We start from the raw sequence: 13,405 nt of genomic DNA, 5'->3' as shown, positions 1-13,405 counted from the left end.
CATATAATTGAATTTTATAACCGTATTTTTCTTGATACATTAATACTCAGCATGAAAGAAAATAATTATAAACTAAGTAAGCTGGACAGTTCCTTAATCAAACTTCTTAAAAAAGATGGAAGGATGTCTTTTACCGATATTGCCTCTCAACTGGATGTTTCGGTTAATACTATTAGAAATCGTTATAACAAATTGGTAGATGACGGACTTCTACATATTCTTGGATGGGTGGATCCCACCAAAACCGGATTCAATTCCTACAATAGAGTAACTATTGAAGTGAGTCCTTCCCACCTTATAGAGTCGGTGGCTAAAAAGTTAATGGATATCCCCGAAGTATCGTTTTTAGCGCTTACCTCTGGCCCTTCGGATATTGAGATCAACTTAATCTGTAAAGATAACCGACACCTTTTGGAAATTATGCAGGAAAAAATCTTTTCGCTTGAGGGCGTTGTGAATTCTAATTCTACTATTTATTACAATGTTTATAAATGGGCAGAGCATAATTTGGATTTGCCGGATCAAGATGAATAAAGATAGTGTTAAAACTTCTAAATCTATGGAGGCATTAAAAATTAATGATCGTAGGTTATGGAATAGGCTTATGGAAATGGCAGCTATTGGAGCAACGCCAAAAGGTGGGGTTTGTAGGGTCGCTCTAACGGATGAAGACAAACAGGGAAGAGAACTCTTTATAAAATGGGCAAAAGATGCGGGTTGCGAGATTGATGTAGATAAAATTGGGAATATTTATGCTCGACGCAAGGGAAAAAACAACGACTTACCAGCTGTTATGATTGGAAGCCATTTAGATTCTCAGCCTACTGGGGGCAAGTTTGATGGTGTTATGGGGGTTTTGGCAGGTCTTGAGGTTATTGAAACCTTAAACGATTTAAATTTGGAGACCGATGTACCCATAGAGGTTGTGTCTTGGACAAATGAAGAAGGGGCTCGATTTTCTCCTGCCATGATAGCTTCTGGAGTTTTCTCGGGGGCATTCTCCCTAGAATATGCTTATTCCAGAATGGATGCTCAAGGCCGTACCCTTGGAGAAGAGCTTCAACGAATCGGGTTTTTAGGAGACGCTCATGTAGGGAACCGCCCATATAAGGCTACTTTCGAGCTTCACATAGAACAAGGCCCCATTCTTGAATCTAATGAGACTTCCATTGGTGTGGTTACAGGAGTTCAAGGAATTAGGTGGTACGATTTATCAATTAAAGGAAAAGAAACTCATGCGGGTCCTTTCCCATTGAGTCACCGAAAAGATACGGTAAAAAAGGTAAGTGCTCTATTGCCTGAAATTTATAAGTTGGCTGAAGCATATTCACCAGATTCCAGGGTTACAATTGGGTATTTAAATACCAGTCCGGGGGTGCGGAATACCGTCCCTGGGTCTTTGGAAATGTCTATCGATTTGCGCCATCCAGACAACAACATGCTTATGGAGATGGATGAAGGTCTAAAATCTATTGTAAAAGAGGCCATGAAAGATGGATTTGATCTTGAGCTTAATGAAGTCTGGTACTCACCTCCTGTAAAGTTTGATGAAAATTGTGTGGCCGCTGTAAGAAAAGCTTCAGAAAAGCTCCATATAGAATACCAAGAAATGGTAAGCGGTGCTGGCCATGATTCCGTGTATATTTCTCAAGTAGCGCCTACCAGTATGATTTTTATTCCATGTAAGGATGGTTTGAGTCACAATGAGTTGGAAAGCGCCAAAAAACAAGACGTTACCAAAGGGTGTAATGTATTGCTGAACGCCGTTTTACAAATGGCTAATAATAAATAAAACAGAAAAATTAAAATGAATACCTCCAACAATACCATCAATTTACATAAAAAAACCGTTGACTTTTTAAAAACCTCTCCTTCCATGTTAATTAATAACGAGGAAGTACAAAGTGGATCAAAAAAAGTATTTGCCACGAAAAATCCAGCAAATGGATCGGTTTTAGCTGAAATTCCGCTGGCAGAAGATATCGATGTAAATATGGCCGTCAAAGCGGCTCGAAAAGCCTTTACCGATACGTGGAAGCATGTGAAACCATCAGAAAAATCTGATTTGATTTGGAACTTGGCGGAATTAATAGAAAGAGATTTAGAGGTTTTAGTAGAACTTGAAACCTTAGACAACGGGAAGCCTTTAAACAAAGCTAAATACGATGTGCTTGGAGCTGTGGCACATTTAAAATATTATGCTGGCTGGTGTACCAAAATTGAAGGGACGTCTATACCAACCGATACAAATAAACTAGTATATACCAAACGAGAACCATTGGGAGTGGTAGGCCTCATAGTTCCCTGGAATTTCCCTTTGATGATAGCCATTTGGAAGTTAGCGCCTGCTTTGGCCTGCGGCAATTGCTGTGTATTAAAACCTGCGGAACAAACTCCGCTAACAGCATTATATCTAGGAAAACTTATTGTAGAAGCAGGATTTCCGGCTGGGGTAGTAAATATAGTAACCGGTCCTGGACTGCCAACTGGGGAAGCTATCTCAAACCATATGGATATCGATAAAATAAGCTTTACTGGCTCTACTGAAGTGGGGAGAAAAATAATGCTTTCGGCCGCTAATAGTAATCTTAAGAAGGTAAGTTTGGAGTTGGGCGGAAAGTCACCCAATGTCATTTTTAACGACGCAGATCTTGACTTGGTTTTAGGAGGTCTTCAATGGAGTAGCTTTTATAATAGCGGACAGGAATGTACGCTGGGATCCAGAATATACGTGCAAGAATCTATTTATGAAGAAGTCCTGAAGGTATTAAAGGGAAAAACGATTAAAATGACCATAGGAGAAGGGATTGAAAATCCAGATCTTGGGCCTATGGTTAGTGAAGAACAGTTAAAAACCGTTTCCAACTACATAGAAAAAGGAAAAAAAGAAGGCGGTAATATTATATGTGGGGGAAACCGATTGGAAGGTAAATTAGCCGACGGATATTTTTTGGAACCGACTATTTTTGAAACAGATACTGAAGATGCAACCATTGTAAAGGAGGAAATATTTGGCCCAGTGGTTGTAATCTCTAAGTTTAAAACCTTCGATGAGGTTGTTGAAAAAGCAAACGATACCAAGTATGGACTTGCAGCTGCTGTTTGGACCAAAGATATTTCTAAAGCACACCGCTTTGCCAACGAAGTCGATGCCGGTTCTATTTGGGTTAATGGCTACGATCTATTTGATGCCGCCGTGCCATTTGGAGGATTTAAACAGAGCGGCAATGGTAAAGAAATGGGGAAAAGCGCCATAGATCTTTATACCAAGGAAAAAGCAGTTTGGGTGGTTTTGTAACATAATAAAAATGCTTTCTACTTTCGCAACGGAAAATATAAATGTCAAATTATTTAAACTTTATTTATTTCCGGAGATAGCAGCAAAAAATTCTACATTAGAAGAAAAAGAATTTTTGGTCGAAACGACTTGTCAACCGTTGAAGTTTATTAAGTCAAATGCAATACAAAATTTTGTAAATTAAATAAGAAAGTTCCTTTTCTAAATTCTTTTTTACGGGGATATTTCCCCTTTTTATAGAAAAATGAAACAGTTAAAACTCATGTTCTATATATTTGGTTTCTAACTCAACATTTACACTATGGATAACACAATCAGTAAACCGCAATTCTCTGAAAAGCAGAAACAATTTAGAGTCAAATACAAAGACTATACAGATAAGGACATGATGATAGAATTATTAATGTCACAGTCCATTCAAATCGAAAAACTAGAAAGAAATAGGTCTAATACGAGTAAGATGGTTTGGTTTTTTATTGGAATACCCATTATTATTTTTGCTATTGCTTTTTTAACAGGTTTATTATCTGCTTTTTAAAACAAATGCAATGAGAAAAATACTATTATTCATGCTGTTTATTGCCTCCATTGGGTATTCTCAACAATTTAAATACAATGAAGAAGGGGTTATAAACCAAGAAGTAATTAGGGAAGTTCCTTATTCCATAAACGAAATAGAGCAAAGAGTAAGTAATTGGGTGCAGTTTAATTACAAAAATCCTAATCTAGTAACCACTGGTAATGTAGAAAATGAGTTTTTACGTTTTAATGGTATGGTAGATTATGGGGTTGAAAATGTAGGCATGGGTGTCTTGGCTCCATTTAAATTGTTTTATACATTTAGAACCGACTTCAAGGATGGTAAATATAAATTGACTCTGGAGCAAGCTAATTTCACATACGATTCAAATGGGGTGATCTCAAAACAAAAAGTTAAAGGCGGCCGAAAGTTAAAGGATGCCTATGCTAAATTTTATGACAATGTAATAATTGATCTAAATTCTATTGAAAAATCGCTTTTCGATTATGTTTCAGGGAATAAAGAGTTAACGTCCGATGATTGGTAATTAAAATACCGCCCAATCAACAGATTTTAAGACCTTAAAATAATTTTATCTCTATACCAGATTTTGTAAAAATCAAAATGTGGAAATAGTATTGACTTCGATCCAATAAAAAGCATGCACTGAGCACTTCATCCTTTGGAAGTGCTTTTATTGTTTTATTCTGACAACTACGCGTAACTACGCACGTGAGGGAATATATTTTAAGATCAATTACTTGAGGTTTTCTTTAATGAGTTTAAGAGGTGTTTGATTATATTTATAGAAATTAAATACTTAACAAATGAGATTTTTATTATTTGTTTTTTTATTCACGGTAAGTATATATAGTTCTTATGCTCAGACTGTAAACGGTGTGCCGATTCATGAAATAAATGAAGAGTATGTACAGATTGTAGGAACTTCTAAGTTTATGAGTAGTAAAGTTACAATTGAAATTGATTTTGGGCAAAGAACGAAGTTGTTAGGATCCTATAAAGAAACTACTATTGTAGATGAAAATGAAAAAAGAGTTGATTTTAATTCTATGGTGGACGCTTTGAACTTCATGACTGAACATGGTTACACGTTTGCTGTAAGTAATCAGAATGTTTATCATTTTCTGATGAAGAAAACAGAATAATGAAAATAACTTTCATTGAATAATTTTAAAACCTCTTTCTTAGAGGTTTTTTATTTTATTGACTAAACTAAAAAATAAAAAATACCTAACTAATTAATTTACAATTAAAAAGGTCTTTCGTTTTGTGCGGGTGAAAGCCCCGACGCTTCGGGGGAACCTTCACACCTTGTGTTTTGTTTTGGTTTTTATTTTAATTCGTTCCATCCTTGAATTTGTTCCATAAAAAAAGCCCCCAATTTTTTGAGAGCTTTTGTGCGTGTGAAAGCCCCGACGTTTCGGGGGAACCTTACACCTTGCATTTTGTTTTGATTATTTATTTATTTCGTTCTACCGTTGGATTTATTCCATAAAAAAAGCCCCAATTTCTTGAGAACTTTTGTGCGTGTGAAAGCCCCGACGTTTCGGGGGAACCTTACACCTTGCATTTTGTTATGATTTTTTATTTAATTCGTTCCATCCTTGAATTTATTCCATAAAAAAAGCCCTCAATTCTTTGAGAGCTTTTGTGCGGGTGAAAGCCCCGACGCTTCGGGGGAACCTCACACCTTGTGTTTTGTTATGATTTTTTATTTAATTCGTTCTACCGTTGGATTTATTCCATAAAAAAAGCCCTCAATTTCTTGAGAGCTTTTGTGCGTGTGAAAGCCCCGACGTTTCGGGGGAACCTTACACCTTGCATTTTGTTTTGATTATTTATTTAATTCGTTCTACCGTTGGATTTATTCCATAAAAAAAGCCCCCAATTTCTTGAGAGCTTTTGTGCGGGTGAAAGCCCCGACGCTTCGGGGGAACCTCACACCTTGTGTTTTGTTATGATTTTTTATTTAATTCGTTCTACCGTTGGATTTATTCCATAAAAAAAGCCCTCAATTTCTTGAGAGCTTTTGTGCGTGTGAAAGCCCCGACGTTTCGGGGGAACCTTACACCTTGCATTTTGTTTTGATTATTTATTTAATTCGTTCTACCGTTGGATTTATTCCATAAAAAAAGCCCCAATTTCTTGAGAGCTTTTGTGCGGGTGAAAGGACTCGAACCTTCACACCTTGCGGCACTAGATCCTAAGTCTAGCGTGTCTACCAATTCCACCACACCCGCATTATACTATTTTTATTTAAAGAACTTTTAATTTAAAATTTCAACTGAAGGTTGTCCTTCCTAGCGTGCCTGCCTGTCGGCAGACAGGTCTACCTCCCGATGCTTCGGGACCACCATACCCGCATTGTGATTTTGTGGGTGCAAATATAAATCAATTTTTCAATATTCAAACTTTATAATTAAAAAAACTTCTTTTTTTGTACTTTTGAGTTTCAACAAAAAACTTCATGGAAAATATTAAGTCGTATATCGATTCCAATAAAGATCGATTTATTGCAGAACTCATAGAATTATTAAAGATACCATCTGTTAGTGCAGATCCTGCTTTTTCTCAGGATGTTTTAAATACGGCGGAGGCCGTTAAGGAAGCATTGGACAAAGCGGGCTGCGATCATGTAGAGATCTGTGAAACTCCGGGGTATCCCATCGTCTATGGTGAAAAAATAATAGATAAAACCTTACCAACGGTTTTGGTGTATGGCCATTACGATGTGCAGCCGCCAGATCCTATGGATTTATGGAACTCACCCCCTTTTGAACCCGTAATTAAAGAAACCAAAATACATCCGGAAGGGGCCATTTTTGCCCGTGGAGCTTGCGATGACAAAGGGCAAATGTACATGCATGTGAAAGCATTAGAGTATATGACACAAACAGGGAATCTCCCGTGCAATGTAAAGTTTATGATTGAGGGTGAGGAAGAAGTTGGATCTGAAAGCCTGGAATGGTTTGTTCAAAATAGCCGTGAAAAACTTTCCAACGATGTTATTTTAATTTCAGATACTGGGATGATAGCCAAGGATGTCCCTTCTATAACAACCGGTCTTCGAGGGCTCAGTTATGTAGAAGTAGAGGTTGAAGGGCCCAATAGAGATTTACATAGTGGTTTGTATGGTGGTGCTGTAGCAAACCCAATAAATGTGCTCAGCAAAATGATTGCTGCTTTACATGATGAAAATAACCGTATCACAGTACCTGGTTTTTACGATAAGGTGGAAGAACTTTCTGTAGAAGAACGGGAGGAAATGGCAAAAGCTCCATTTTCCTTAGACGATTATAAAGAGGCTTTAGATATTGAAGATGTTTATGGTGAAAAAGGATATAGCACCAACGAGAGGGGTAGTATACGGCCTACATTGGATGTAAACGGCATTTGGGGCGGTTATATCGGGGAAGGTGCAAAAACAGTTATTGCTAGTAAAGCATATGCCAAAATTTCTATGCGTTTGGTACCCGATCAAGACTGGAGAGAAATAACAGAACTTTTTCAAGCTTATTTCGAAAGTTTGGCTCCGAAGGGAGTTAAGGTATTGGTGAAACCTCATCATGGAGGCTATCCTTACGTAACCCCTATCGATAGTACCGGCTATCTCGCAGCAAGTAAAGCTTATGAACAGACTTTTGGTAAAACCCCAGTGCCACAACGCAGTGGAGGAAGTATTCCAATTGTATCTTTGTTTGAAAAAGAGCTTAAAAGTAAAACCATTTTAATGGGCTTTGGTTTGAATAGTGATGCTATTCATTCCCCTAATGAACATTACGGAATTTGGAACTATTTAAAAGGGATTGAAACTATTCCCTATTTCTATAAATATTTTACCGAATTGAGTGAGTAAAAAAATACGAAATATGTTTAATAAGGCTGATTTAACAAATCAGCCTTATTTTATGGTATAAAATTTGTTTCCTAATAAAAAATCATTAAACCAAAACCTATGTTTCTTAAAAAAATGTGCTTCTTCGTTTTTACTTTTTCTTGTATCGTCCTTTATGCTCAAAACGATACTTTCACTCCTAAAATTTTATATGTAGACGCCATAATTAATTACGAGGGCAAAATTAAAATTAGTGATAAAATAATGGATTTACAATCGGTGCAGAAGTATATCAGATCTTTAGTACGCAACCAATCCGTTTTAGAATACGACGAGGTAGTGTATCGGGTGTATGCCGATGAAAAGCTGGAGTTGGGCACTATTATGGATTTAGAACAGGAATTACAAAAAGCTTTTACAGGAAAGAGAGAGCGGTACCTTTTAAATACCAAGGGGATCATTTTAGACGAACCAGATATTTGGAACCATATAAAATCGCTAGAAATCAAAGCCATAGAAGATTAAGTTTGAATAAATATGTAACATTTTTAGGGTTTTAGCGTTATATATAACATCAATCTAAAATCGACTATTTATGATACGTGATTTCTTCTGGATGTGCTCTGGTGCTGATACGGAACTCTTAAAACAATGCTCTAAAGCAGAACAAATAAAACAAGCCGGAATAGGGGCAACGGTATTTTTTACGGCTGTAATGGCATTTATAGCCGCTAGCTATGCGCTTTTTACGGTATTCGATTCCATTTACACTGCTGTTTTCTTCGGATTCATTTGGGGGCTCTTAATTTTTAACCTCGATCGTTTTATTGTTTCCACAATTAAAAAACGCGGAGATTTTAAAAGCGAGTTGCTTCAGGCCATTCCTAGATTAATTCTTGCGGTTATTATTGCCGTGGTTATTGCAAAACCTTTGGAACTAAAAATTTTTCAGAAGGAGATAGATCGAGTGCTCTTGGAGGAAAAAAACCAAATGACTTTAGAGAATAAGGAACAGATAGCGTTACAGTACACTCCAGAAATCGATAATTTAAATACACAGATTTCTGCTTTAAAAAATGAAATAGCATCAAAAGAAACCGAGGTTAATAGTCTATACAGCACCTATATTGCAGAAGCCGAAGGCCGGGAGGGAACCTTAAAAATTGGTAAGGGTCCAGTTTACGAAGAAAAACGTGAAAAACACGATGCCGCTTTGAGCGAGCTTCAAGAGTTAAAAACACGTAACAATGCAAAAATATTGGAGGTTGAGAATGAAATAAATACGCTTAAAAATACGCAGCTTGCCAAAGTGGAGAATACACAACCCACTATAGACGGTTTCGACGGACTTATGGCAAGGGTAAACGCTTTGGACAAACTTCCATGGCTGCCATCACTTTTTATCTTTTTACTTTTTTTGGCTATTGAAACGGCTCCCATTATTTCTAAGTTGTTGGCCCCAAAAGGGGAGTACGATATAAAACTGGAAGATGCAGAGAATACCGTGCGCAGTTGGGCAGATCAAAAAGAATACCAACGCAAGCAACAACTAGCTGCAGATGCCCTGATAAATGATAAGGTTTACGAAGAACTTACAACCGAAGAGGAGCTTTACCAATACAAAAGGAAACGCGCAAGGGAAATTATGCAACTGCAGGCAGATGCATTTTATGAGCAGCAAAAGAGTACGCTTTAAGGAAAGTGTTTTATTTGTTACCGTAAGGTTGTTCTTCACACGAAAACAAAATTAGCTCTAGTTTAAAATAGTATTGGAATTAAACTTAAAAAAATCCTTATCCTTAGAATAGTGATCAAAAGCTCCGAGAGCAGGAGGACAGCGACGCGGAGTTTTGATTGCGGTTTTTCGACTTCATGGTCGAAAAAATTCATGGGATAAGGCGCCTTTTTCTTTGTTTCGTTTCTTTTGGGCGAACAAAAGAAATGAAAGGATGCTCTATGAATCGATAACATACGTTTTCATCGCCCGTAATACTAAATATGAGCCAAATAATTTAAAAACTTACACCTAATTTAAATGAAAATCTGTTGCCTTCAACCGAGTTAAAGTAGGCCAGGTCTAGACTTATTAGTCGGCTGCCGATTACATAAACACCACCGCCAAAGGAATTATGCCATTTTCCAGAGGTGTCATCTTTTACCCAAACGCGACCGGCATCGGCACCGCCATAAACTCCAATTTGCAGTGGGAGCAATCTGGTTTTAAAAGAATTGAAAGTGTAGCGCACATCCCCATTGAAAACCAAACTATTTTTTCCAGTAAATCGGTTAATGCGGTATCCTCTTAGCCCACTATTTCCACCTAGGAATGGCGCTTGGTAGAACTCAAAATCATCTCCAAAGTTCAAGTGGCTCTGCACATTGGTCTTTAAAACCAGTTTATGGTCTTTGGAGAGCCTATTGTAAAAACCGAGTTGAGGTTTTAAGAACCCAAAACTGGCTTCAGAACCAGAAACACCTAAAGTATAACCGGTTTTTACATCGAAAATCATCCCACGACTGGGATTGATGTCCAAGTCGTAACTTTCATAATTATAGCCCAGTTCTAAGGTGGTAAAAAACTTCCAGTCATAGAATTCTTCAGGATTGTTTAAATCCGTGATAAAACGATCGTCCACATCATCCACTTCTGCCCCTTGAAAAATAAGTTTTGCAGAAAAATTGCTTCCGTAAGGCGATCTTCTTACTATTCCGGCATAGCCAATAGCATCCGATAAGTTTACCCGATAATAATCCCTTCCCAAATCGTCTTCCCTATTTTCCGTTTCATTTCCAAAACCAAAGAAATTACGCGCAAAAGTAGGAGTGTTAAATTGCCCCCCAAATGCAAAATTAAATCCATTGAATATACCAGCGGCTTCACCATCATATTTTACTTCAATACCATTCGTTGCAAAGTGGTAACGTGCAGCAAACCTGTGTTGTGTAGAAAAAGGATCTTTTTCAAAACCATATACGGTGTTGGTATAATTTATCCCTAAGATAGCACCTGCATCTGGATTAAAACCAACGCCGGGAACTAAGGTGTATGTGGAATATTTATCTTTGTTGTACACAAAAATATTATTCTCGTAAATATCAGTAAACCGCTCTTTGGCACTGTTATTTACTTCAATAGTATTTTTCTTAGATTTGTAATCGTACAGACGTACTTTTTTACCTTCATTAATTCTAAAAGTATCGTTGTTTTGTCCGCCAATGAGCCTTACCAGAATATTTTTTTTGCTTTTTCCGTTGACTTCAAATACATCTTTATCGTCCAAACCATAGATCCAAATTTCGTTGGTGATATCTTTGCTGAAGGTTTTGTCTACCATCAAATCTGCTTTTTCACCATCTTTAATACGATAGATCTTAACATTGGTTTGGTTTTCTCCAGAACGGGTTACCTCTATAAAATCATCCTTATCGGTTCCTGTTAAAACAGCCAATTTATTGAGTACTTTATAATAGTTTGAAGCAATATCGGTAAGCAGCTTTTTTCTTTCCTTTAAAACTGATTTTATTTTTTCCAGATTTTCATTTTGCACTTCCGCAGGAACATTTTTAAACGCTTCTTCGATAACTTCATCGGTTAGATTTTCTTGAATGAACTTTGCTTCAGAGATCCAATCTTCTTTAGTGCTGTTTTGAAGTAGAATACGGTCCATTGGCATTGGTTCTGTATTGAACCATTCCAGGTTTTTAAGTTCGGGTTCGTAGCGTTGCATCATTTTAGCGGGCGCAACGAGGGTTCTAATCGAACTTAAGAATGCACCATCGAAGTCGGAAAAAGCTTGATCACGATCCCGCGGAATTGGTTTGAAAGTAATGCCTTCCTCTGTTTCAAATTCTGCCCATCTCCACTGGTCGGTGTGTCGGTCCCAATCTCCAATGAGCATATCAAACAACCTATTTCTTACATAACTATTTTCATCTAAACGGTATTTCTCGTCTTCCCTGAGTTTTTCGTAAAAATCATCGGTACTTTCAATATTTTTGCTGTATCCAAAACTCTTCTGGTTATCGTGTTCATCGGCTGGCCGCTCTTCGATCATATATAGTTCATCTCCGTATTCATCGTTGTATTTGCCGAGCCCCTCTTGTTTTGGAATATAAAAAAGTTGAGGGTTGGTGTGGTAAATTCCTATCGCATCCGACATCAATGGAATCGGGTAAGCTGCATAAGGGTAAGCGGAGGTGTAAAAATCGAGTAAAATATCCTCTGGGAGGGTTTGTGTGAGATCTTCAGTAGCCAAAACCTTGTCTTTAAGCACTACACTTTGTAAGAATTGTACAGCACTTTTTTTCAAGGCCCGCATGTTAAATTCCCGACCGTCTTTGTCTACCAATCGCAAGGTTTTAGTTTGATGACCGCCTCCCATCCGGATGGGGGTTAAGCCTCCATACAAGGTATCCAGCAAAGCTACTTTTGCATTTATCTTAGTGCCGTAATCTTTACGGTAGTGTTCTCCCCAAAAGGAAGAATATGCATTAGAAACCTCCGTTTCTTCTTTGGTATAAACAGAAGTTTCTACGGACTCTGGGAATTTAGTGGGCAAATATTCCACTTTAATTTTTTCATCTTTAGGGTAGACCTCTTTTTCGTATGCCAATAGGGGCTCTCCATTTTCTTCCGTATAAAAACGTACCCAAGAAGATCCATCCTTAAAAACATCGAGGGTTGCGAATCCTTGAGATCCATAGGTAAAAAGGGCATCTCCAGTTAATCGGGCCGCGGAAGATTTAGAGCCCGCACCCGAAACCACTTGTTTAATACTTTCCTTTTCTATGTACTGTAAAGAATGCTCGTGTCCCGATACAAAAATTACATTGGCAGGAGCTTCCAAAGCGAGCGATTGCAATCTTTTAGACAATTCCTTATACCTTTCGTTTTGAGCGTCTTGAATGGAAACCCCTCCAGATTTTCTTACGTGATTTACTAATGAGGCCACCCCTGGAAGCGGAATCTTTTTTTGGGTTGGGAATAGTTGCTTTTCTGCAGCAAAATGACCGCCATGCGTACCGTAGGTGATCAATGGATGATGAATGGCAACAATAACGGTTTTGCCTTCATTTTTTTTCAGCATGCCTTCAAATTCTATAAAGAACTTTTCCCGGGTTTTAATTTCACAATCGTCGTTAATGGTGGGATGACGGTCCCAATCTTCCAAATACCATTGCGAATCGATTAAGATAAGATACACATCGTCCGAAATTTCTACATCATCCAATCCGCAGGCGTCACTGGGCATCAATCCTTTTTTTACCTCTAAAAAGTCTTCAATATAGTCTTCTTCCCTTTCGATTCCTTTTACTCCTTCGTTGTACCAATCGTGATTTCCTGGGATAAAAAGCGTCCTGCCTCTAAAATCTTTTATGGTTTGTAGTTGGGTATCCAGCCTATATTCGCTGGCTTTACGGTCTTTTTCGTTCTTTGGCGGCATGCCATCGGGGTAGATATTATCCCCTAAAAAAATTGCAAAATCTTTAGAAGTGCCATTTTTTACCGCTTGGGAAAAAGCTGTCAAGCCTGGTTCAACACCACCAACAGGGGAATAACCAGCGTCTCCAATTAAATAAAATCTTCTTTCGAGCTCTTTGTCTTCTGGGTATGTGTTCTTGTGTTCGGCATCGGCATATTGAGCCTTATAGGTAGCACAAGAGAGGATTAAAAAGGAACTTAAGAGCGAAAAGTAAATATTTTTTTTTATCATGTTTAAATGAAGAAGCT

The 13,405-nt window shown here is 37.7% G+C and carries 10 protein-coding genes and 1 tRNA gene; 9 read left to right on the top strand and 2 right to left on the bottom strand.

Annotated elements, in window-relative coordinates:
- The first annotated feature begins 51 nt into the window (after positions 1-51).
- The 6 genes from HX109_RS03730 to HX109_RS03705 all read left to right on the top strand — a co-directional run bounded on the left by HX109_RS03730 (position 52) and on the right by HX109_RS03705 (position 4,984).
- Positions 52-534 carry an Lrp/AsnC family transcriptional regulator gene (locus tag HX109_RS03730; protein WP_178949864.1) on the top strand — a complete coding sequence of 161 codons (483 nt, stop codon included), beginning with the start codon at positions 52-54 and terminating at the stop codon, positions 532-534.
- Positions 527-1,792: a Zn-dependent hydrolase gene (locus HX109_RS03725; protein WP_220399479.1), complete on the top strand. Its 1,266-nt coding sequence runs from the start codon at positions 527-529 to the stop codon at positions 1,790-1,792. Before HX109_RS03730 ends, HX109_RS03725 begins: the two co-directional genes overlap by 8 nt.
- Before the next feature lie 15 nt (positions 1,793-1,807).
- Positions 1,808-3,298, top strand: coding sequence for an aldehyde dehydrogenase family protein (locus HX109_RS03720; RefSeq protein WP_178949862.1), 1,491 nt, complete (start codon positions 1,808-1,810; stop codon positions 3,296-3,298).
- A 301-nt stretch (positions 3,299-3,599) separates the two neighbouring features.
- Positions 3,600-3,836 carry a hypothetical protein gene (locus tag HX109_RS03715; protein WP_178949861.1) on the top strand — a complete coding sequence of 79 codons (237 nt, stop codon included), beginning with the start codon at positions 3,600-3,602 and terminating at the stop codon, positions 3,834-3,836.
- Positions 3,837-3,846: 10 nt separating this feature from the next.
- The gene (locus tag HX109_RS03710; RefSeq protein WP_178949860.1) at positions 3,847-4,365 is read left to right on the top strand and encodes a DUF4468 domain-containing protein; all 519 of its coding nucleotides are present in this window, start codon (positions 3,847-3,849) and stop codon (positions 4,363-4,365) included.
- A 280-nt stretch (positions 4,366-4,645) separates the two neighbouring features.
- Positions 4,646-4,984 carry a hypothetical protein gene (locus HX109_RS03705; protein WP_178949859.1) on the top strand — a complete coding sequence of 113 codons (339 nt, stop codon included), beginning with the start codon at positions 4,646-4,648 and terminating at the stop codon, positions 4,982-4,984.
- Positions 4,985-5,997: 1,013 nt separating this feature from the next.
- On the opposite strand, the gene HX109_RS03700 is transcribed toward HX109_RS03705, so the two are convergent.
- Positions 5,998-6,079, bottom strand: a tRNA-Leu gene (locus tag HX109_RS03700).
- A 227-nt stretch (positions 6,080-6,306) separates the two neighbouring features.
- Here HX109_RS03700 and HX109_RS03695 point away from each other — a divergent pair.
- The 3 genes from HX109_RS03695 to HX109_RS03685 all read left to right on the top strand — a co-directional run bounded on the left by HX109_RS03695 (position 6,307) and on the right by HX109_RS03685 (position 9,370).
- Positions 6,307-7,695, top strand: coding sequence for a dipeptidase (locus HX109_RS03695; protein ID WP_178949858.1), 1,389 nt, complete (start codon positions 6,307-6,309; stop codon positions 7,693-7,695).
- 99 nt (positions 7,696-7,794) lie between these two features.
- A complete protein-coding gene (locus tag HX109_RS03690) occupies positions 7,795-8,199 on the top strand; it encodes a hypothetical protein (protein ID WP_178949857.1) in 405 nt (134 codons plus the stop codon).
- Between the two features lie 70 nt (positions 8,200-8,269).
- Complete coding sequence (locus tag HX109_RS03685; RefSeq protein ID WP_178949856.1) at positions 8,270-9,370, top strand: DUF4407 domain-containing protein; 1,101 nt, start codon at positions 8,270-8,272, stop codon at positions 9,368-9,370.
- A gap of 316 nt (positions 9,371-9,686) precedes the next feature.
- Here HX109_RS03685 and HX109_RS03680 read toward each other — a convergent pair whose 3' ends face one another.
- A complete protein-coding gene (locus HX109_RS03680; RefSeq protein WP_178949855.1) occupies positions 9,687-13,388 on the bottom strand; it encodes a BamA/TamA family outer membrane protein in 3,702 nt (1,233 codons plus the stop codon).
- Positions 13,389-13,405: the final 17 nt, after the last annotated feature.

The organism is Galbibacter sp. BG1, from assembly GCF_013391805.1.
Lineage (GTDB): Bacteria > Bacteroidota > Bacteroidia > Flavobacteriales > Flavobacteriaceae > Galbibacter.
This window is presented reverse-complemented; position numbering and strand designations above follow the sequence as displayed.

Bases quoted from the DNA above. Each gene is read 5' to 3' on its own strand.
- HX109_RS03730 (WP_178949864.1), top strand. From the start codon at position 52: ATGAAAGAAAATAATTATAAACTAAGTAAGCTGGACAGTTCCTTAATC.
- HX109_RS03725 (WP_220399479.1), top strand. From the start codon at position 527: ATGAATAAAGATAGTGTTAAAACTTCTAAATCTATGGAGGCATTAAAA.
- HX109_RS03720 (WP_178949862.1), top strand. From the start codon at position 1,808: ATGAATACCTCCAACAATACCATCAATTTACATAAAAAAACCGTTGAC.
- HX109_RS03715 (WP_178949861.1), top strand. From the start codon at position 3,600: ATGGATAACACAATCAGTAAACCGCAATTCTCTGAAAAGCAGAAACAA.
- HX109_RS03710 (WP_178949860.1), top strand. From the start codon at position 3,847: ATGAGAAAAATACTATTATTCATGCTGTTTATTGCCTCCATTGGGTAT.
- HX109_RS03705 (WP_178949859.1), top strand. From the start codon at position 4,646: ATGAGATTTTTATTATTTGTTTTTTTATTCACGGTAAGTATATATAGT.
- HX109_RS03695 (WP_178949858.1), top strand. From the start codon at position 6,307: ATGGAAAATATTAAGTCGTATATCGATTCCAATAAAGATCGATTTATT.
- HX109_RS03690 (WP_178949857.1), top strand. From the start codon at position 7,795: ATGTTTCTTAAAAAAATGTGCTTCTTCGTTTTTACTTTTTCTTGTATC.
- HX109_RS03685 (WP_178949856.1), top strand. From the start codon at position 8,270: ATGATACGTGATTTCTTCTGGATGTGCTCTGGTGCTGATACGGAACTC.
- HX109_RS03680 (WP_178949855.1), bottom strand. From the start codon at position 13,388: ATGATAAAAAAAAATATTTACTTTTCGCTCTTAAGTTCCTTTTTAATC.